This window comes from Micromonospora aridisoli (assembly GCF_056150025.1).
Genome location: NZ_JAXCFK010000006.1, coordinates 133,293 through 152,766, shown reverse-complemented (window position 1 = coordinate 152,766; position 19,474 = coordinate 133,293). Strand labels below are relative to the sequence as shown.

Genomic DNA, 19,474 nt, shown 5'->3' with positions numbered 1-19,474 from the left:
ATCCCCCGTCGGGCGGGCCTGCCCAGCGCATCGATTCGCGCGTTCCGACCCGCCGGCCGACCCGAATGCGACAACATTTCGGTAGCAGACCGCGCACCCAGGGCGACGGTACGAGGCGCGCGCAGCCCTCCGGCCCACCTGCGCGACCCGCTGGCGACGGGCCGATCGAAGGGTGGACATGCGAATCGAAGACTCAGTGGTGGTGGTGACCGGGGCGGCGAGCGGGATCGGCCGCGCGTCGGCGGTCGCCTTCGCCAAACGTGGTGCCTCCCTGGTGCTGACCGCCCGACGCGAGGACGCCCTGCGGGAGATCGTCGGGGAGTGCGAGAGCCACGGCGTCCGGGCGGTGGCGGTGCCGGCCGACGTCGCGGACGAGAAGGCCGTACAGGCGGTCGCGGACCGGGCGGTCGCCGAGTTCGGCCGGCTGGACGTCTGGGTCAACAACGCCGCTCTCACCTTCTTCTCGCCCTTCCTCGACGTGCCGCTCGACGAGTTCCGCCGGGTACTGGACGTCAACGTGATGGGTTACGTCCACGGCGCGCGGGCGGCCCTGCCGCAGATGCGCGCCCAGCGCTCCGGGGTGCTGATCAACGTTTCCTCGATCGTCGGCGTGGTGCCGCAGCCCTACACCTCCGCGTACTCGATGTCCAAGGCGGCCATCCGGGCGCTGAGCGGAAGCCTGCGCTCGGAGCTGCGGCTCGACGGCCTGCGCGGAATCCGGGTCTGCACCGTGCTGCCCGGCACCATCGACACGCCGTTCTTCCGGCACGCGGCCAACTACACCGGCCGGGAGGTGGTTCCGATGCCACCGGTCTACCCGCCCGAGCTGGTCGCCCGAACCATCGTCAACCTGGTCCGGCTGCCCCGACGGGAAGCCCTCGTGGGAGGGGCCGCACGGACGATCTTCATGCAGGCGAAGACGTCACCCGGCCTGATGGAACGAATGATGGCGATCCAGGTGGACAAGTCACACCTGTCCAGAGAACGCCCTTACCCGGCCACCAGTGGCAACCTGCGCGAGCCCTCGCTCGAGGACTGGGACCGGCAGGCGACCGGCGGCTGGGGCGGGCGGCGCAGATCCGTCCAGCGCAAGGCCCTGCTGGTCGGGACGCTGGCCACCACCGGTCTGCTGCTCGCCCGTCGCTGGCGACACCGATGACCCGAGGAGGTTCCGTGCTGACCCGAACCCGTGCCGCCCGCTACCTGAGCGACTTCGACTCCTCGGTGAACACCGTCCGCGCCGTCGGCAGTTACCTGCACGGAAAGGACCACGGCGGGTTGTCCATGGGGCCCAGCAGCCGTTTCCTCGCCGACACGGCCGTCGTCTCGCCGTACGACCGGATCCGGGCGATCCTCTTCCGCGCCGCCGGCTTCACCCAGGGCATCCCCTTGGACCGGGTACGCGCCATCGACGTCGACGACCTGGACCACTGGGTGGTCAAGCAGTACGACAAACGCCAGTACCCGGCCGTCGTCATCGGCTCCACCAGCGGCGGGGTGGTCCATCTGGCCGCGGCCCTGGGCGTGCCGTTCCTGCCGCAGACCACGTTGACCGGGGTACGCGACCTGATGAGTCACGCGGACGACGTGGTCGGCGCGATGGACGCGCTGGCCCCGACGGCGCGGCTGATCGCCCGGAACAACCCGCGCGTCTCCGTCTACCACATGCACGACCCGGCGCAGGACCGGCCGATGCTGGAGGCGATGGCGTACATGCGCCTCAAGCGGCGAGGACTCGGCCCGGCGTACGAGCGCTTCCTGACGGAACGACTGGTTCCGGGCGGGACCATCATCCAGGTCGAGTGCACGCGTGACTGGCGGGTGCACCAGGTGGGCGAGCGGGCGTACTTCCAGTTCGGCTGCCTGGGCGGGGTGACCGAGGACGAGTACCACGAGCCCGGCGAGCGCATCGCCCGCTATCTGGAGCAGGAGCGCTCGCCGGTACGCACCTGGCAGCCCCCGGAGATGGAGACCCGGGTACCGGAGGCGGAGTGGGGCTGGGATCCGGCGCTGGGCGAGGACGTCGCCAAGCTGGCCGAGCGCAACGGCTACCGGGTCCGCCGACTGGTCTCCCGCGAGCCGCAGGAACACAGCCACTTCGTCGCCGACCTCTACCGCTGGTGGTACGCGCAACTCGGTCGGCCGACCGACCGCCTGCTGGTCGAGTCGTACGTGCAGTGGGATCCGCTCTGGACGATCCGGCTGGGCGCGGTGCCGTTCTGGTGCCGGTTCAACATGGGCCCCGCCTTCGACGAGCTCAAGGCGTACCTGGAGCACAGCGACCCGTACGACTACATTCACGTCAACCTGTTCTCCCAGGGCATCGAGTCGCCGGGGGTGGTGGCGGTCGAGCAGTGGGAGGACCTGGTTCGCCGCCACGCCCGCAAGCTCGGCGAGGTGATCGGGGTGGACCGGGACACCTATCCGATGGACCTGGGCAGCACCCTGCGCTACCAGAAGGCGTTCGAGGCGATCCCGTCCCGGCAGCCCGCGCCGGGGCGGCTGCCCCTGGCCGACATCGACCGGTTCCTGGTGGAGTCCGGCCGCGACTACCCGATCAGCTGGACGTGATACCGGCCTCGGCGAGCAGCGGCCCGGCCAGCAGCAGACCGCCGGCCACCAGCACGGCGGAGTTGACCAGGCCGAAGAGGATCACCCAGAAGAACGCCGGAAACGGTGTGATCCCGGCGAGCTGGTCGGCATCGGAGGCCGGCATCCCGCGCCGCGCGCGCAGCCGTTGCAGCTCCACCACCGGACGTACGCCGCCGAGCAGCAGGAACCACACCCCGGTCCAGGCGAAGGCGGCCTGCACCTGCGGGCTGGCGTACCAGGAGACCGCGAGCACCGCGCCACCGGTGACCACGAGCGAGAGCGCGCCGTAGACGTTTCGGATCATGACCAGCATGGCGAGCAGCAGGAGCACCGCGATCCACAGCAGCAGGGTGATCCGGTTCCCGGCGAGCAGCCAGGCCCCGCCCAGGCCCACCAGGGGCGGGGCGAGGTAACCGGCGAGCAGGGTGAGCACCATGCCCGGCCCGGTGGGGCGGCCGGCGGACAGCGTCAGGCCGGAGGTGTCCGAGTGCAGCCGGATGCCGTGCAGCTTGCGGCCGGTGAGCACGGCGACCAGTGCGTGACCGCCCTCGTGGGCGATGGTGATCATGTTGCGGGCGATCCGCCACGGCAGCCGGGTGACCACCACCAGCAGCGCGACCAGAGCGGTGAGCACGACCAGCAGCGGCGGAGGGTCGGGCTGCGCGCCGAGCAGCCGGTCCCAGAACTCGGTCATGCCCTCGATCGACACCATGGGGCGCGAGCCTACCGCTCACGTTCTGACGCCAGCACCGGGCCGGCGACCGTTCCGGTGTCGGTCCCGGGCCAACCGGTCGTATCGTGTGAGACTGACCGGGTGGCGATCGGAGCGGGAGGTGAACGCAGGTGAGCGCGGCCCCCCTGGAACCCCACGTCGGCCTCTGGACGGAGGCCGAGTATTTCGCCATGGGCGAGACCCGTGACCGGATCGAGTTGCTCGACGGGAGCCTGATCGTGAGCCCTGCCCCGAGCAAACGGCATCAGTTGGTGTCGTGGAACCTCGTCGCCTCGCTGCGACCGGCAGCCCACTCTGAAGGGTTCCTGGTCTTCGAGGCGGTCAATCTTCGGCTCGGCCCCGACCGGATCGCCATCCCCGATGTCGTGGTGGCCGACACCGACGACGAGGGCACCGTGGTCGAAGCCGCCGAGGTGGCGCTCGTGGGCGAGATCGTGTCGCCGGGTAACGCCGCCGCCGACCGGGTGCTCAAGATGCAGCTCTACGCGATCGCCCGGATCCCCTGGTACCTGCTGGTCGAGCAGGACCGCGACACGCACTCGCTGCGGCTGTACCGGCTCGACGGCGGGCACTATGTCGAGGACCGGGTGGCCAAGGCCGGGGAGACGCTCACCCTCACCGAGCCGTTCCGCTGGCGGGTTGACCCGGCCACGCTGCGTTGACCGCCAGGTGGCCTGCCACCACAACCGGGACATCGAAAGTTTTCTCGATCGCTCTTGCCCTGACGGAGAGCTGCCTTCAAAGATGTCTGTCTATCGACAGTCGTCTCAGGAGGACGCCATGGGTCGGACCCGACCATTGCTGCGCCGGCTGACCGCCGCCGCGCTCACCGTACTCGCCACCGCCGCCGCCGGGCTCGTCGCCACCGCGACTCCGGCCGCCGCCGCCACCGTGCCGGGCATCGACGTCTCGCGCTACCAGGGCACCATCAACTGGACGAGCGTCCGCAACGCCGGTATCCAGTTCGCCTTCATCAAGGCCACCGAGGGTACGAGCTACAAGGACCCGAACTTCAACGCCAACTACGTCAACGCGTACAACGCGGGGGTGATCCGCGGCGCGTACCACTTCGCCAGGCCCAACATCTCCTCCGGCGCGGTGCAGGCGAACTACCTGGCCTCCAACGGCGGTGCCTGGTCGGCCGACAGCCGTACCCTGCCGGCGGCGCTGGACCTGGAGGCGAACCCGTACAGCGGTGGCTACTGCTACGGCCTCAGCACCACCGCCATGCGCAACTGGGTGCAGGACTTCCTCAACACCTACCGGTCCCGCACCGGCCGCTACGCGGTCATCTACACCACCACCAGCTTCTGGAACCAGTGCACCGGCTCTTGGACCGGGCCGTGGGCAAACCACCCGCTCTGGATCGCCCGCTGGTCGTCCTCCGTCGGTACGCTGCCCGCCGGTGCGCCGTTCTGGAGTTTCTGGCAGTACACCGACTCCGGCAGCGTCGCCGGCATCAGTGGCGCCGTCGACCGCAACTACTGGAACGGCGACCGCAGCCGGCTGATCGCCCTGGCCAACAACACCTGACGTACGCCGCGACGGCGGGCCGGCGTCCTCCGCTGGGTGCGGACGCCAGCCTGCCGTCGCGGTGTCACGACCCTCCGCCGTCGCAGCGGGCGTCGCCGGGACTCGCTCGGCTCTCTCAGGCCCGCCGCCGCGCGGCGAGCGCGACCGGCACGGTCATCCCCGCCCGGCGGGACACGCAGCCCCGGCGGGTGAGATTCCAGCCGGCGAACGCGGCCCCGGCCAGCGTCACGATGCTCAGCAGGGTTGCCAGCACCGCGGCGCCGACGGTGGCGACCAGCAGTACGACGTTGCCGAGCACCACGAGCGTCCACAGTGCCAGGCGGGGTCGGGCGTCCCTTCCTCGGTAACCCATCTCGGGCCTCCCTTCCGTCGTCAGAGATCAGATACCCCGGACGACGGAGGGCCATGCCTGTCGGTCAGTCCTGACGGTCCGGCACGAACTCGCGGAAGATCATCTCGAAGTTCGGCAACTGCGCGTCCCACTCCCGGTCCGGCACCTCCCAGCGCAGGGCGAAGCCCCGGTTGCTGGCGGGGACGAAGGCCCGGTTACGGACCCGGAGGCGGGTGTTGTCGCGGGTTTCCCGCCAGTCCCAGTCGGCGCAGGTCCGCCACTTGCAGTCGAACGAGGAGATGCGGATCAACTCGTAGTTCCGCACCAGGTTCTTCCGGTTCGGCTCCTGCGCTCGCCAGTCGGCTTCAGCGTCCCGCTTCGGCGTGTCGGTCCGGTCGATGAGCAGCAGGCTGACCCCGTTCGGGTCCCGATAGGTGACCGAGGTGCGCCCGGCGCTGCGCCGCCAGCCGTCCGGCACCGCCACCTTGAAGCCAACCGGATCGTCACGCAGCGTCCACCCCTCCGGCAGGCCACCGGCCGGTTGCGTAGGACTGGGCGAGGCCGTCGGGCTGGGCGAGGCGGACGGGCTGGGCGCCGGGTCGCTCGGCGGCGGGGCGGCCGGCTCCGAGGTTGCCGGAGCCGGTGCGCTGCTGGTGCCGCCCGCGTCGTTCGGCGTCCCGCCGTCCTCGTCGCCGCTGGTCAGCAGTGGCACCGCCACCACCAGGCCGATCAGCAGCAGCGCGACCAGCGCACCGATGAGTACGGCGCGCCGGGTCCGCTCCGAGCGGAACTGACCGGCCTTGAAGACCGAGCCCTGGGCCGGCGCGGGGCTCACCGGTGCCGCCGGCATGACCGAGGTTGACTGCGGCCGCCGTGGGTCACCGCCCGCCGGTCGATCGAACCGCCGCGTCCCGTCGGATTGCGACCCGGACCGCGAGCCGTCGACCTTCGCCGTCGACGCGACGCCCGAGGCGACACTCGACGTGCCGGCTTCTACGGTGCCTCCGCTCGCGTTGCCGCCCGTTCCGGTAGCCTCCGCCGCCGGCCCGCCGTCGTGGCGCGTACCGGCGTCCGTCGCGATCGGCTCTGCTGGTGCGGTGGCGTCCGTAGCGGCCGAGCCCTCCGCCGCGTCGGCACTCGTCGCGGCCTGGCCGGTCGACGCGGCGGCCTCCGCAGGCGCCTCGCCTGCCGTCGCGTCCTTCGTCGCGTCGGCCCCGGCATCGCCCTGGTCCGTTGCGCCCGAGCCGGTCCCGTCACCGGGGGCGGTGCCCGTTGCGGCCGGTTCGCCGGAAATCTCGGCCGGCCCGTCGCCGGGGCCGTTCGCCTGTGCCGCGGCTGCGGCCGTCGCTGCGGTACCAGCGGCGGCGGCTCGCGCGGAGTTCCGTTCGCCCGCCGAGGCCGCACCGGTCTGCACGCCGTCCGGAGTGGTGCCCGCCTGCCCGGCCTCGGAGGTGTCGGGCGGCGAGACCTTCGCCGTGGGGTCGACGTCGGCGCTGCCGGCCGGGGCGGCGACCTTCGCCGTCGGGTCGGCGTCCGGGCCGGGCGGGGTGCCGGTCGACCGGTCCGCTGTGGAACCCGCCGCCGCGGCCCCGCCGGCCAGCAGCCCGGAGGCGGGTGGCGTGCGGGGCGCGGGCGGAGTGACGGGGGTGGCCGGCCGCTCACCGGACGGGCGCGGTGCCGGCACCAGCGGCGGACGCGGCTCGCGCGGACCGTTCGGCCCGGGCCGGCGTACGCCGTCGAGCAGCGAGATGCCCCGGGCCCGGCGGCCGCTGGCGCGACGCAGCATGCGCTCGGCCGACTCGGCGGTGATCCGCTCCTGCGGATCCTTGCGCAGCAGCCCGGCGAGCACCTGCTTGAGCGGCCCGGCGTTACGGGCCGGCGGTACCGGCTCGGTGGCCAGCGCGGCCAGGGTGCTGATCGCCGACGGCCGAGCGTACGGGGACTTCCCCTCCACGGCGGCGTACAGCGTGGCACCGAGCGACCACAGGTCGGCCTCCGGGCCGAAGGTGCCGTCCCGGGCCCGCTCCGGCGCAATGTACGCGGGCGAGCCGAGCACCATGCCGGTACGGGTGACGTTCGGGTCACCGGGGATCGTGGCGAGGCCGAAGTCGGTCAGCACCACCCGGCCGTCGTTGCCGAGCAACACGTTGCCGGGTTTGACGTCACGGTGCATGATGCCGGCCTTGTGCGCGGCCTTCAGCGCGTTCAGCACGCCCAGGCCGATCTCGACCGCCCGCGCCGGCGGCACCGGGCCGTCCTCCGCGATGGTGTCCTGCAACGACCGGGACGCCACGTACTCCATGACGATCCACGGGTCACCGTCGGTGCGGAGGACGTCGAAGATACGTACCACGTTGATGTTGTTGAGTCGGGCGATGGCGCGTGCCTCGCGCAGCGAGCGCTCGCGCATCTCCCGACGCTCGTCGCTGGTCAGGCCCGGCGGCGGAACCAACTCCTTGATCGCGACGTCGCGGTGCAGCACCTCGTCGCGGGCCTTCCAAACCCGACCCATGCCGCCCTGACCGAGCGGCGAGATGAGCCGGTACCGGTCGGCGACGAGTTGGGGGGAAGCTTCAGACATCGCTGAGACGGTACCCGGCAGGGCAGACCGTCACACCGCCGGCACGCCACTGTGCGATGAAGGTCAAGCTCACGCCGCGTACGCTGAGGTCATGTCTGTCGAAGAGCCGCTGTTCCGGATCGTGCGCGGCGTACCGACCGCCGAGGAACTGGCCGCCCTGGTGGGCGTTATCGCGGTGCGGTCCCGTCCGACAGCTGGACCGCCGCCCGCTGCGGCCTCGGTCTGGGCGCGCAGCGGTCGCCCGGTGGGCACGACGCTGACGCCCGGTGCCGCCGCCTGGCGCACCTCCGGCCTGCCTCGCTGAAAACCCGGTAAGTCCCGGTCGTTGAGGACTCTGGACTGAGATGACGGCTCCGGCGGGATGCCGGGGCGGCTTTCAGCGTCTAACCTCACTCAGGGGAGTTGGGCCGTGACAGATATGGGAGGGCCGATGATCCCTGAGGACGATCGACCAGCGTCCTGGCTACGCGGTTCCGGGGGCGTCGAGGCCGACATCCGCCAACTACGAGACTTCGCCGACCAGCTCCGCGCCGAGGTGGAGAGCAGCTATGCGCCGCACCTGCGATACATCGCGGACGACATGCTCACCACGGTGCCCAACCCGGCCGATGCGTTCATCGAGCTGGTGCAGTTCATGCGTACTCACTGGGAAACCCAACAGGCGACGACCAACGCGGTCTGGGGCGTCGGTGACGCCACCGGCCACCTGGCGGAGGCCGCCAAGCTCGTGGCCGAGCAGTACGCCGACGCCGACGCCTTCTCCGCTGCCCGGGTAGCCGACGTCCATCGGGCACTCGGGCAACCCGGCACGCCACCCGTCCTGGACGTATCGTCGCCATCGCTCGCCGATCCGACCGGCACCGACAACTCAGGACCGGTGGTGTTGCCGTGAGGGACCCGGGCATCGGCCGCAGCGGCGGCCTGACCGACTGGCACCTGATGAACGTCGCCGACATGTGGGCCTGCCTCCAGGATCATCAGCCCGACAACCACTGGCGCCACGTCGCCGGCTGGAACAAGGTCTCCGAACTGGCCGGCCAGCACCTCCAACGGCTGCGGGCCTACCGCGCACGCCTCGCCCTGGCCTGGCCCCCCGAGACGAACACGGCCTCCCGCGCCTACCTCGCCAAACTCGACGAGCTGATCGACCAGGTGCAACGCACACACGACGCCGCCAGCACGAACCAGACCGCACTGTCCGCGGCAACCCAGGCCCTCAGCAGCAGCCGCGCCGAGATACAAAAAATCTACGAAGAGTACGCCGCCAAACTGCAGAAGAGGCGTGCCTGGGAACAGATCGCCGCCGACCCGAAGGCCGTCGCCGCCAGCCGGACCACCCAACCACCGGTCACCGAGTCCGATCTGGAACGCCTGAACACCCAGGCCCGAAACATCATGTACGGCCTCAGCATCGAACTCCAACAAGCCCAAACCCTACTCCGCCACCCACCACCCACCCCTCGATCCAAACCGGGCTTGGACCAGCCTTATCCGGAAAATTCCACGGCGAGCCCCGTTCCGAGCATTCCTCCGATAGTGCCGGTGCCGACTCACGTCGCGGCACCAGCACCCCTTCAATCGCAGATCCCGCCACGGGCCGGGGCGAAGGAACCGGGCCCAATACTCGGCGGGGTCCCCTCCGCAGCAAATCCCGCATTGGGATCTCCTGGGCCGTTTCCGCCGGCATCTGCTCCGACTTCCGAGACAGGACCTTCAACGCAGCCACTACCAAGTACGCGACCCTCGGTCATCTCGGGGCCGGGTAACGTCCGAAACGGACAAACTCCACGGTCCGCCCGCGGCGGTTCATCTACGAGCGCACCAAGTAACGCGTCGAGGGCCATGCCACCAGGAGGAGTGATTGGAAGCAGCCCAACGATAGGCGCGGGCCAGCATTCCACTAATTCTCAACCTCGCCGGGCCACCCCAATGGGAGGCATCATCGGCGGGGGAGCTGCGGGCACAGCCCCTGCAGGTGGAGCCGGTTCCCGTCCCGGAGCCGGCAGGGGGATGAACCCATTCTATGGATCCTCGCTTGTCGGCGGATCGCCGCATCAAAACAACCCGAACATAGGTCGAATTGGGAGCAACGAGAAGGCCAAACTCAATTGGGATCCCGACATGCCCTGGAAAACGGATGACGGCGTGGACCCAATCTTGCGCCCCCCAGACGACGACGAGCCAATCGACCCGGGCCCCGCTATCGGGCTTACGCGGTGAGGGACCCCATCTGTTGCCTATTTGCGACAATTATTACCACCCTATCGAGCATTCTATCCCCATCTCCAGCCAATGCAGCAGCGATTGCGGCAACTGTGCAGGATTCCGGCCAGAAACACGGGAAGCAATGGCATCTCGAATATCTCTCCACCAAGAAGGCGCACCAGCTTAGCCAAGGCAAGGGCGCCATCGTTGCCGTACTCGACACCGGCGTTCGCCCACACCCCAGCCTAAGGAATAGTCTTCTACCCGGCATCAACCTTACGCCAGGAGGTGGTAACGGCTGGCAGGACGTCGATGGGCACGGCACAGCCATGGCAGGTCTTATCGCCGCTCACGGCCAAGGACCGGAGAGCGCTCTGGGTATTGCACCTAAAGCGACCATCCTTCCCGTAAAGTTTAAGCAAAGGAATCCGGACGGAACGACTGAGGGTCTCGCACGCGCGATAGACTATTCGATCCGCAACGGTGCGGACGTCATTAGCATCTCATCAGGCGGAGAGCAGGACGCAAGCGAGCAGAAAGCAGTTCAGGCAGCAATTGATGCCGATATCGTAGTTGTCGCAGCCGCAGGCAACAGACCAGCAGATCGCTCTGTCCGCTACCCTGCCGCCCATCCCGGGGTGGTAGCGGTAGGCGGCGTGGACAGACAGGGCAATCGGGCGACAATCTCTGTTATTGGCAAAGAGATTGATGTCGTGGCGCCCGCTGTTGGGTTGGTTAGCACCAACTTCGATGGCGGTTACCGGGTTGGCACGGGAACTTCGGGGGCGGCGGCGATTGTGGCGGGGGCGGCGGCGTTGATTCGGGCGAAGTATCCGTATTTGCCGGCTGATGAGGTGGTTCATCGGTTGACGGCGACTGCGATTGACAAGGGGCCGCCGGGCCGGGATGACCAGTACGGATACGGTGTCATCGATCTGGTGGCAGCGCTCACGGCAGACGTACCACCGAGGGGTTTCGGGCCGGGGCCGACGCGGGTGCCGGACGGGACCGACCCGACCACGGCGGTGGCGGATGGGCCGCGGGTCGACGAGGGCGGGGCGGCGACGGTGCGCGGTCTGGTCACGTTGGGAGTGTTGCTGGCGGGTGGGGGCGCTTGGGCGTGGTACGCCCGGCGTAGGCGCCGCTCCAATGATCCGCCGCCGCGTGTCACTCACTGAGGCCCCACGCCGCTCCGACGCGGAGCCTGCCGGCGTGGGCCAGGAGACGGCTCGGCACGCAGCGGGTGGTGTGGACGTGGCGTACGCGGGCAGCCGGTAACGTCGGCGAGGTGCCTGATGCCCTGCCGCTTCGCCTCGTGCTCGCCTCAGCGAGCCCTGCCCGCCGTAAGTCCCTCCAGTCTGCCGGGATCGAACCGGACGTGCTGGTCAGTGGGGTCGATGAATCGCTCGTGGTGACCGAGCGGGCGGAGGATCTCTGTCTGGAGTTGGCCCGGCTCAAGGCGCAGGCCGTGCTGGGTCGGCTGCGGCCGGCCGACGACGAGCGCACGCTCGTGCTCGGGTGCGACTCGGTGCTCGCCTTCGACGGGCAGATCCTCGGCAAGCCAGACGACGAGGCGGACGCCACCCGGCGATGGGAGCGGATGCGCGGACGTAGCGGGGTGCTGCACAGCGGCCACTGCCTGGTCGACATCGTGGCCGGGCGTCGCGCCGAGGCGGTGGCCTCGACAGTGGTGCACTTCGCCGACATCAGCGACCAGGAGATCGCCACCTATGTCGCGACCGGTGAACCGCTCGCGGTGGCCGGCGCCTTCACGATCGACGGACTGGGTGGGCCGTTCGTGGAACGGATCGAGGGCGATCCGGGAACCGTCATCGGGCTTTCGCTCCCGCTGTTGCGGAGCCTGCTCGCCGAGTTGGATCTGCGGATCACCGATCTGTGGACGAAGGTCGCGCCTGGTAACCAGACTGTCGAACCCCTCGGTTAGTTTCCGAGCATGACGCTGAAGTCGATTCCGCTCACCGACGACCTGCACCGGTACCTCGTCGCGCACGGCGCACCGCCGGACGACATCGTCAGCGACCTGGCGCGGGAAACGCTGGCGCTGCTCCCCGAGCACGCGTCGATGCAGGTCGCCCCGGAACAGGCCGCCTTCCTCACGTTCCTGACCCGGCTCCTCGGTGCCCGACACGCGGTCGAGGTGGGCACGTTCACCGGACTGTCCTCCCTGGCGATCGCCCGGGGCCTGGCCGAGGGTGGGCGGTTGACCTGCTTCGACATCTCGGAGGAGTACACGAGCATCGCCCGCCGGTACTGGGCACGGGCCGGCGTCGATGACCGGATCGACCTGCGGATCGGACCGGCCGGCGAGACGCTGCGGGAGCTGCCGCACGAGCGGTACCTGGACTTCGCCTTCATCGACGCCGACAAGACCGGCTACCCGGTCTACTGGGCCGAGCTGGTGCCTCGGATGCGACCCGGTGGGGTCATCGCCGTCGACAACGTCCTGCGTAACGGTCGGGTGGTGGCACCGCAGAGCGCCGACGACCGGGCGATCGCGGCCTTCAACGACGATGTCCTGGCCGACGTACGGGTGGATGCCGTGATGCTGCCGATCGCCGACGGCCTCACCCTCGCCCACGTGCACTGACACTCCGCGCGAACGGCGTCGATCTACTCCGTTTGCGGCATGTCGCGGTGTCCCGCTGGCGGGAGAGCGCGACATGCCGCAACTCGGGCGGGCCGGCGGCCCCGGGTCAGCGGACGCTGCGGGCGAACTGACGGGCGGCCCAGTAGACGCCGGCCGCGGCGAGCACCGCGATGATGGTCAGCCCCTGCCAGACCCGGTCGTCGCCGATGTCACCGTTGAACAGTGCCCGGGTGCCGTCGACGGCCCAGGAGAACGGGTTCCACTTGGCGACGCCCTGCAACCAGCCTGGGGCGAAGGCGAGCGGCAGCAGGATGCCGGAGAGCAGCAGCACCGGCTGAGCCACCGTGTTCATCAGCGGGGCCAGCGCGTCCTCACTCTTCACCTTGAGCGCGACCCCGTAGGAAACCGCCGACGTCATCAGCGCGATCAGGGCGAGCATGAGGTACGCCAGCAGCAGGTCACCGATGAACACCCGCAGGTCGAACAGGAGCGCCAGCAGCGTGATGATGACCGCCTGGACCATCAGTGAGACCACGTCCCGCAGCGAGCGGCCGAGCAGCAGGGCGAGCCGGCTGACCGGGGTGACCCGGGAACGTTCGATGACCCCGGCCCGCAGCTCGGCGATGAGGCCGAAGCCCTGGAAGAGGCCGCCGAAGATGGCCAGCAGGACGAGCAGGCCGGGCACGAAGATCTTGTAGGCCTCGGCCTGGGTGGCCGCGCCGAGCGCGGGCTTGAGCAGGGGGGCGAAGAGGAGCAGATACATCACCGGCTGAAAGATGCCGACGAAGACCCACACGGGGTTGCGCAGCAGCAGGTGCAGCTGCCGCTGGAAGATCAGCCAGGTGTCGCGAGCGAGCTTCATGAGATCTCCGGGTCGGGTCAGGACTCGCGCAGCGAGCGGCCGGTCTTGGTGAGGAAGACGTCGTCGAGGCTCGGGCGGTGCAGCTCGATCGACCTCAGGTCGAGCCCCGCGGCGTCGACCCGCCGCAGGATCCGGGGGATGGCGGTGGCCCCCTCGTCGACGAAGAGCCGGAGCCCGCCCTCGTCGAGGACCTCCAGCCGGTTGACGTACTCCTCGCCGTCGAGCAGCTTCTCGGCCTCGCCGATGGCGGCGACGTCCAGGCCGACCTGCACCACGTCGCCGGAGATCTCCCGCTTGAGGTCGGTCGGCGTACCCTCCGCGACCACCTCGCCATGGTCCATGATCGCGATGCGGTCGCAGAGCGCGTCGGCCTCGTCCAGGTAGTGCGTGGTGATGAAGACGGTCATGCCGTCGGCACGCAGCCGGCGGATCTCATCCCACATGTGGGCGCGGCTCTGCGGGTCCAGCCCGGTGGTGGGCTCGTCCAGAAAGACGATCTTCGGCTCGTGGATGATGCCGAGCGCGATCTCGACCCGGCGTCGCTGTCCGCCGGAGTACGTCTTGCACTTACGGTCGGCGAACTCGGTGAGCTGGAACGCCTCCAGGGCCCGGGCGGCCCGCCGGAGCGCCTCGGCCTTGCCGATGCCGTACATCCGGGCCTGGAGCACCAGTTCCTCGCGACCGGTGGATTCGTCCCAGGTGCTCCCGCCCTGGGCCACGTAGCCGATCCGGCGGCGCACCTCGCCCGGGTCCTTGAGCAGGTCGGCGCCGGCGATGGTGGCCTGGCCGCCGTCGGGTTCGATCAGCGTCGCCAGCATCCGCAGGGTGGTGGTCTTGCCCGCACCGTTCGGGCCCAGGAACCCGAAGATCTCGCCGGCCGGGACGTCCAGGTCGACGCCGCGTACGGCCTCGACGATCTTCGTCTCCCGACCGGCCCGGCTGCGAAACGACTTCCGCAGCCCTCTGGTCTCGATCATGTCCTGCTCCCCGCTCGTGGCCTGTGTCGGCCATCATCGTCACCGGCACTCGACCACATCGGTACGACACCACGCCGCCCATTTACCGCGACCGGACAGTGCGCCATCCCACACTGAGCGATCGTTAGGGCCGTCGGGGCGACCGATAAACTCCCGGTCAGTAACCCGCCGGGAGGAGCCACCAAGGTGCGCAAGGTACTCATCGCCAACCGGGGCGAGATCGCCGTCCGGGTCATCCGCGCCTGCCGGGACGCGGGCCTGGGCAGCGTCGCGGTGTACGCGGACTCCGACCGGGACGCCCTGCACGCCACGCTCGCCGACGAGGCGTACGCCCTGGGTGGGGACACCGCTGCGGACTCGTACCTGCGCATCGACAAGCTCATCGACATCGCCGCCCGTTCCGGGGCCGACGCGGTGCATCCCGGGTACGGCTTCCTCTCCGAGAACGCCGACTTCGCCCAGGCCGTCATCGACGCCGGCCTGACCTGGATCGGTCCCACCCCGCAGGCCATCCGCGACCTCGGTGACAAGGTGACCGCCCGGCACATCGCGCAGCGGGCCGGTGCCCCGCTGGTCCCCGGCACCGCCGACCCGGTCGGCAGCCCCGACGAGGTGATCGCCTTCGCCGTCGACCATGGTCTGCCGGTGGCGATCAAGGCGGCCTTCGGCGGTGGCGGACGCGGGTTGAAGGTGGCCCGCACGATGGAGGAGATTCCTCAGCTGTTCGAGTCGGCCACCCGGGAGGCGGTCGCCGCGTTCGGCCGGGGCGAGTGCTTCGTGGAGCGGTACCTCGACCAGCCGCGCCACGTGGAGGCGCAGGTCCTGGCGGACCAGCACGGCAACGTGATCGTGGTGGGCACCCGGGACTGCTCGTTGCAGCGCCGCCACCAGAAGCTGGTCGAGGAGGCGCCGGCGCCGTTCCTCACCGCCGCGCAGCGGGCCCAGATCCACGACAGCGCCAAGGCGATCTGCCGGGAGGCCGGCTACCACGGCGCGGGCACGGTGGAGTACCTGGTCGGCAACGACGGCACCATCTCCTTCCTGGAGGTCAACACCCGGTTGCAGGTGGAGCACCCGGTCACCGAGGAGACCGCCGGCATCGACCTGGTACGCGAGCAGTTCCGCATCGCCGACGGCGAGAAGCTGCGGTTCACCGAGGATCCCGCCCCGCGTGGGCACTCCATCGAGTTCCGGATCAACGGCGAGGACCCGGGCCGCAACTTCCTGCCCGCCCCCGGCACGGTCACCGCGCTCCGGCTGCCCACCGGCCCTGGAGTGCGGGTGGACGCCGGCATCTCGGCCGGCGACGTGATCGGCGGCAACTTCGACTCCCTGCTCGCCAAGGTGATCGTCACCGGCGAGACCCGGGCCGAGGCGCTGGAGCGGGCCCGCCGGGCGCTGGACGAGATGGTGGTCGAGGGAATGGCCACCGCGCTGCCGTTCCACCGTCTGGTGGTCCGCGATCCCGCGTTCACCGCCGAGCCGTTCAGCGTGCACACCCGCTGGATCGAGACGGAATTCGACAACACCGTGCCGCCGTTCACCGCCGCCGCCGGAGCCGTCGCGGGCCCGGCGGAGCGCGAGACCGTCGTGGTCGAGGTGGGCGGCAAGCGGCTGGAGGTCAGCCTGCCCGCCGGTCTCGGCGCCGGTACGGTCGGCTCCGCACCCGCCGCGCGGAAGCCGACCCGCCGCGGTGGCGGGACCACGGCGGGCGCGGGTGCGAGCGGGGACTCGCTCACCTCGCCCATGCAGGGCACCATCGTGAAGATCGCGGTCGCCGACGGGGACACGGTCGCCGAGGGTGACCTGGTCGTGGTGCTTGAGGCGATGAAGATGGAGCAGCCGTTGCACGCCCACAAGGCCGGCACGGTCAGCGGCCTCGCGGCCGAGGTCGGCGCGGTGATCACCGCCGGCGCGGCGATCTGCACCATCGCCTGAGGCACGACGACGGTTCAGCGGAGAGTCTCCGCGGCGACGGCGCAGACGGCCGCGGTCAGCGCGGTCAGCACCTGCGAGTCGAGCCGCCAGTGCTGCCAGTACAGCGGGACGTCCAGCACCCGGCCGGGGGCGATGTCCACGCAGCGACCGGCGGCCACGTCGGCGTCGGCGATCTGCTCCGCCACCAGCCCCCACCCGAGCCCCAGTCGGATCGATTCGTTGAAGGCGGGCACCGACGGCACGTAGTGCACGGGCGGGTCGAAGGTCCGCCCGGTGACCGTACGCAGGTAGCGGTGCTGGATGCGGTCCTTGCGGTCGAAGACCACCACCGGTGCGAGGGCGGCCGCCTCCCGGGTCAGCCCCTCGGGGAACCACCGGTCCATCAGCGCGGGCGCGGCCAGCGCCCGGTAGCGCATCGCGCCGAGCCGGCGTACCCGACAGCCCTGCACCGCCTCGCGTTGGGCGGTCACCGCAGCTGTCACGGTGCCGGCGCGTAGCAGCTCGGCGGTGTGGTCCTGGTCGTCCTGCCGGATGTCGAAGGAGAGTTCCGGCTGCTCGGGCAGGCGGGCCAGGGCGGCCGGGAACCAGGTGGCGAGCGAGTCGGCGTTGGCCACGATCGCGACCCGGGTGCGGCCCCGGCCGCCGCCGAACGGCCCGCGGGCGTCGGCCAGCGCCTCCCGCTCAAGTAGCGCGAGCTGACCGGCCAGGCGCAGCAGCGGACGGCCGGCCTCGGTGGCGTCACACGGCCGGTGGCGTCGCACGAGCACCTGCCCGACGGCCTCCTCCAGAGCCTTGATCCGTTGGCTCACCGCCGACGGGGTCACGTGCAGCAGCCGGGCCGCCGATTCGAAGCTGCCCTCCGCGACGACGGCCGCGAGCGTACGGAGCTGGGTGGAGTCGAGCCCGCTCATGCAGCTGAGCTTAACCAGATGAAGAATCTTTAGCTGGACTCATCTGATCGGGCGCTCCTACCTTGGGCACATGCTCACCTCCGTCGTCGCCGGCTTCTCCCTGGCTATCGCCCTCATCGTCGCCATCGGCGCGCAGAACGCCTTCGTACTGCGCCAGGGTCTGCGCCGGGAACACGTGGTGCCGGTCGTGCTGACCTGCGCACTCTCCGACGCGTTGCTGATCGGTCTGGGCATCGCCGGGATGGGCTCAGTGGTGGCGGGACGACCGGTCCTGCTCACCGCGATCCGCTGGGGCGGGGCGGCGTTCCTCCTCGGGTACGCGGCACTCGCCGCCCGTCGTGCGTTCCGTCCCGGCGCGCTCACGCCGGCCGACCGGCCGCCGGCCCGGCTCGGCCCGACGCTGCTGGCCTGCCTCGCCTTCACCTACCTCAACCCGCACGTCTACCTCGACACGGTGCTGCTGCTCGGCGGCATCGCCCAGCAGCATCCGCACCGCTGGCTGTTCGGAATCGGCGCGGCGGCGGCCAGCGTGGTCTGGTTCGCCGCGCTCGGTGCGGGCGCGTACCGGCTCGCTCCGCTGCTCGCGCGGCGGCGGGTCTGGCAGATCCTCGACGGCGTGATCGCGGTGGTGATGGTCGCAGTGGCGGTGGCTCTGCTACTCAGCTGAGTCATGATGGCCGGGTGCGGTTCCTCAATGGCGCGACTCCCGGATACGACCTGACCTACAACGACGTCTTCATGGCGCCGGCGCGCTCGGAGGTGGGTTCGCGGCTCGACGTCGACCTGGCCACCGGCGACGGCACCGGTACCACCATCCCGCTGGTGGTGGCGAACATGACCGCCGTCGCCGGCCGACGGATGGCCGAGACGGTGGCCCGGCGCGGCGGCATCGCCGTGATTCCGCAGGACATCCCGATCGAGGTGGTGGCGGAGGTCGTCGCCTGGGTCAAGCAGCGGCATCTGGTGCACGACACGGCGATCGCGCTGGGCCCCACCGACACCGTCGGCGACGCCATCCACCTGCTGCCGAAGCGGGCGTACGGTGCCGTGATCGTGGTCGACGAGGACGGCCGGCCGATGGGCGTGGTGACCGAGGCCGACACCGTCGGGGTGGACCGCTTCGCCCAGCTCCGACACGTGATGTCGACGGAGTTGCACACCGTGCCCGCCGACGCGGACCCGCGTACCGGCTTCGACCGGCTCTCCGCCGGCCGGCGGCGACTGGCGCCCGTGGTCGATGCCGAGGGTCGGCTGGTCGGTGTGCTCACCCGGCCCGGCGCGCTGCGGGCCACCCTCTACCGGCCGGCCGTGGACGCTCACGGTCGACTGCGGATCGCGGCGGCGGTGGGCATCAACGGTGACGTGGCGGGCAAGGCGAAAGCCCTGCTGGAGGCCGGGGTGGACACGCTGGTGGTGGACACCGCGCACGGCCACCAGGAGCGGATGATCTCCGCCCTGCGCACCGTACGCGGCCTCGACCCGGCTGTCCCGGTGGCGGCCGGCAACGTGGTCACCGCCGACGGGGTACGCGACCTCGTCGACGCCGGTGCCGACATCATCAAGGTCGGGGTGGGCCCGGGCGCGATGTGCACCACCCGGATGATGACCGGGGTCGGCCGGCCGCAGTTCTCGGCGGTGCTGGACTGCGCGGCGGCCGCCCGGGACCTGGGCCGCCACGTCTGGGCCGACGGCGGTGTGCGGCACCCACGGGACGTGGCGCTGGCGCTGGCCGCCGGGGCGTCGAACGTGATGATCGGCTCGTGGTTCGCCGGCACCTACGAGTCCCCCGGCGACCTCTACACCGACGAGGACGGCCGACGCTACAAGGAGAGCTTCGGCATGGCCTCGGCGCGGGCGGTCAGCGCGCGTACCGCCGACGACAGCGCCTACGACCGCGCCCGGAAGGCCATCTTCGAGGAGGGCATCTCGTCGGCCCGGATGTACCTGGACCCGGCCCGTCCCGGGGTGGAGGACCTGATCGACGAGATCATCTCGGGGGTGCGTAGCGCGTTCACCTACGCCGGTGCGCGCACCCTGGACGAGTTCCACGACCGGGTGCTGGTCGGCGTGCAGAGCACCGCCGGCTACACCGAGGGGATGCCCCTGCCGACCAGTTGGTGACGGTGGTGCGGGCACCGTTCAGCCGGTTCCCGCCGGGGTGAAGAGGTGCCGGATCACCGACCGGGCGGCGTCACCCGGGTCG

The 19,474-nt window shown here is 70.5% G+C and carries 17 protein-coding genes and 1 pseudogene; 12 read left to right on the top strand and 6 right to left on the bottom strand.

Annotated features, from left to right (window positions below; all coding sequences use genetic code 11):
- Nucleotides 1–178: 178 nt before the first annotated feature.
- Entirely contained in the window at nucleotides 179–1,159 is a 981-nt protein-coding gene (locus SM447_RS15090; protein ID WP_474573418.1) for an SDR family oxidoreductase, read from the top strand.
- A gap of 14 nt (nucleotides 1,160–1,173) precedes the next feature.
- The gene (locus SM447_RS15085) at nucleotides 1,174–2,571 is read left to right on the top strand and encodes a hypothetical protein (protein ID WP_474573417.1); all 1,398 of its coding nucleotides are present in this window, start codon (nucleotides 1,174–1,176) and stop codon (nucleotides 2,569–2,571) included.
- Here the strand turns inward: SM447_RS15085 and SM447_RS15080 are convergent.
- Entirely contained in the window at nucleotides 2,558–3,304 is a 747-nt protein-coding gene (locus tag SM447_RS15080; protein WP_474573416.1) for a M50 family metallopeptidase, read from the bottom strand. The two genes, SM447_RS15085 and SM447_RS15080, sit on opposite strands and share 14 nt — an antisense overlap.
- Before the next feature lie 131 nt (nucleotides 3,305–3,435).
- Here SM447_RS15080 and SM447_RS15075 point away from each other — a divergent pair, with 131 nt between their 5' ends.
- Together SM447_RS15075 and SM447_RS15070 are read left to right on the top strand one after the other, a co-directional pair.
- Nucleotides 3,436–3,987, top strand: coding sequence for a Uma2 family endonuclease (locus SM447_RS15075; protein ID WP_474573415.1), 552 nt, complete (start codon nucleotides 3,436–3,438; stop codon nucleotides 3,985–3,987).
- A gap of 118 nt (nucleotides 3,988–4,105) precedes the next feature.
- On the top strand, nucleotides 4,106–4,858 hold the full coding sequence (locus tag SM447_RS15070) for a GH25 family lysozyme (RefSeq protein ID WP_474573414.1): 753 nt from the start codon (nucleotides 4,106–4,108) through the stop codon (nucleotides 4,856–4,858).
- A gap of 115 nt (nucleotides 4,859–4,973) precedes the next feature.
- Here SM447_RS15070 and SM447_RS15065 read toward each other — a convergent pair whose 3' ends face one another.
- Entirely contained in the window at nucleotides 4,974–5,210 is a 237-nt protein-coding gene (locus SM447_RS15065) for a hypothetical protein (RefSeq protein ID WP_474573413.1), read from the bottom strand.
- Nucleotides 5,211–6,360: 1,150 nt separating this feature from the next.
- A pseudogene (locus tag SM447_RS15060) lies at nucleotides 6,361–7,770 on the bottom strand (serine/threonine-protein kinase); the annotation flags it as partial.
- Nucleotides 7,771–7,861: 91 nt separating this feature from the next.
- Between SM447_RS15060 and SM447_RS15055 the strand changes: the two are divergent.
- The 5 genes from SM447_RS15055 to SM447_RS15035 all read left to right on the top strand — a co-directional run bounded on the left by SM447_RS15055 (nucleotide 7,862) and on the right by SM447_RS15035 (nucleotide 12,583).
- Nucleotides 7,862–8,074, top strand: a complete 213-nt coding sequence (locus tag SM447_RS15055) for an acyl-CoA carboxylase subunit epsilon (protein WP_474573412.1) — start codon at nucleotides 7,862–7,864, stop codon at nucleotides 8,072–8,074.
- A gap of 126 nt (nucleotides 8,075–8,200) precedes the next feature.
- A complete protein-coding gene (locus SM447_RS15050; RefSeq protein ID WP_474573411.1) occupies nucleotides 8,201–8,662 on the top strand; it encodes a hypothetical protein in 462 nt (153 codons plus the stop codon).
- 1,357 nt (nucleotides 8,663–10,019) lie between these two features.
- On the top strand, nucleotides 10,020–11,153 hold the full coding sequence (locus tag SM447_RS15045) for a S8 family serine peptidase (protein WP_474573598.1): 1,134 nt from the start codon (nucleotides 10,020–10,022) through the stop codon (nucleotides 11,151–11,153).
- Between the two features lie 110 nt (nucleotides 11,154–11,263).
- A complete protein-coding gene (locus SM447_RS15040) occupies nucleotides 11,264–11,920 on the top strand; it encodes a Maf family protein (protein ID WP_474573410.1) in 657 nt (218 codons plus the stop codon).
- 9 nt (nucleotides 11,921–11,929) lie between these two features.
- Nucleotides 11,930–12,583: an O-methyltransferase gene (locus tag SM447_RS15035; RefSeq protein ID WP_474573409.1), complete on the top strand. Its 654-nt coding sequence runs from the start codon at nucleotides 11,930–11,932 to the stop codon at nucleotides 12,581–12,583.
- Nucleotides 12,584–12,689: 106 nt separating this feature from the next.
- On the opposite strand, the gene SM447_RS15030 is transcribed toward SM447_RS15035, so the two are convergent.
- Complete coding sequence (locus SM447_RS15030) at nucleotides 12,690–13,445, bottom strand: ABC transporter permease (protein ID WP_474573408.1); 756 nt, start codon at nucleotides 13,443–13,445, stop codon at nucleotides 12,690–12,692.
- A gap of 17 nt (nucleotides 13,446–13,462) precedes the next feature.
- Nucleotides 13,463–14,422, bottom strand: a complete 960-nt coding sequence (locus tag SM447_RS15025) for an ATP-binding cassette domain-containing protein (RefSeq protein ID WP_474573407.1) — start codon at nucleotides 14,420–14,422, stop codon at nucleotides 13,463–13,465.
- 186 nt (nucleotides 14,423–14,608) lie between these two features.
- Here SM447_RS15025 and SM447_RS15020 point away from each other — a divergent pair, with 186 nt between their 5' ends.
- Nucleotides 14,609–16,360: an acetyl/propionyl/methylcrotonyl-CoA carboxylase subunit alpha gene (locus SM447_RS15020; protein WP_474573406.1), complete on the top strand. Its 1,752-nt coding sequence runs from the start codon at nucleotides 14,609–14,611 to the stop codon at nucleotides 16,358–16,360.
- 14 nt (nucleotides 16,361–16,374) lie between these two features.
- Here the strand turns inward: SM447_RS15020 and SM447_RS15015 are convergent, their stop codons facing one another.
- Nucleotides 16,375–17,271: a LysR family transcriptional regulator ArgP gene (locus tag SM447_RS15015; protein WP_474573405.1), complete on the bottom strand. Its 897-nt coding sequence runs from the start codon at nucleotides 17,269–17,271 to the stop codon at nucleotides 16,375–16,377.
- A gap of 70 nt (nucleotides 17,272–17,341) precedes the next feature.
- On the opposite strand from SM447_RS15015, the gene SM447_RS15010 reads away from it, so the two are divergent.
- Both SM447_RS15010 and SM447_RS15005 read left to right on the top strand, forming a co-directional pair.
- On the top strand, nucleotides 17,342–17,938 hold the full coding sequence (locus SM447_RS15010) for a LysE/ArgO family amino acid transporter (protein ID WP_474573404.1): 597 nt from the start codon (nucleotides 17,342–17,344) through the stop codon (nucleotides 17,936–17,938).
- A gap of 14 nt (nucleotides 17,939–17,952) precedes the next feature.
- Nucleotides 17,953–19,392, top strand: coding sequence for a GuaB1 family IMP dehydrogenase-related protein (locus tag SM447_RS15005; RefSeq protein WP_474573403.1), 1,440 nt, complete (start codon nucleotides 17,953–17,955; stop codon nucleotides 19,390–19,392).
- Nucleotides 19,393–19,474: the final 82 nt, after the last annotated feature.

Excerpts from the sequence above, each read along its gene's own strand:
- SM447_RS15030 (WP_474573408.1), bottom strand. The coding sequence starts at position 13,445 with ATGAAGCTCGCTCGCGACACCTGGCTGATCTTCCAGCGGCAGCTGCAC.
- SM447_RS15015 (WP_474573405.1), bottom strand. The coding sequence starts at position 17,271 with ATGAGCGGGCTCGACTCCACCCAGCTCCGTACGCTCGCGGCCGTCGTC.
- SM447_RS15090 (WP_474573418.1), top strand. The coding sequence starts at position 179 with ATGCGAATCGAAGACTCAGTGGTGGTGGTGACCGGGGCGGCGAGCGGG.
- SM447_RS15010 (WP_474573404.1), top strand. The coding sequence starts at position 17,342 with ATGCTCACCTCCGTCGTCGCCGGCTTCTCCCTGGCTATCGCCCTCATC.
- SM447_RS15070 (WP_474573414.1), top strand. The coding sequence starts at position 4,106 with ATGGGTCGGACCCGACCATTGCTGCGCCGGCTGACCGCCGCCGCGCTC.
- SM447_RS15050 (WP_474573411.1), top strand. The coding sequence starts at position 8,201 with ATGATCCCTGAGGACGATCGACCAGCGTCCTGGCTACGCGGTTCCGGG.
- SM447_RS15035 (WP_474573409.1), top strand. The coding sequence starts at position 11,930 with ATGACGCTGAAGTCGATTCCGCTCACCGACGACCTGCACCGGTACCTC.
- SM447_RS15080 (WP_474573416.1), bottom strand. The coding sequence starts at position 3,304 with ATGGTGTCGATCGAGGGCATGACCGAGTTCTGGGACCGGCTGCTCGGC.
- SM447_RS15065 (WP_474573413.1), bottom strand. The coding sequence starts at position 5,210 with ATGGGTTACCGAGGAAGGGACGCCCGACCCCGCCTGGCACTGTGGACG.
- SM447_RS15055 (WP_474573412.1), top strand. The coding sequence starts at position 7,862 with ATGTCTGTCGAAGAGCCGCTGTTCCGGATCGTGCGCGGCGTACCGACC.
- SM447_RS15025 (WP_474573407.1), bottom strand. The coding sequence starts at position 14,422 with ATGATCGAGACCAGAGGGCTGCGGAAGTCGTTTCGCAGCCGGGCCGGT.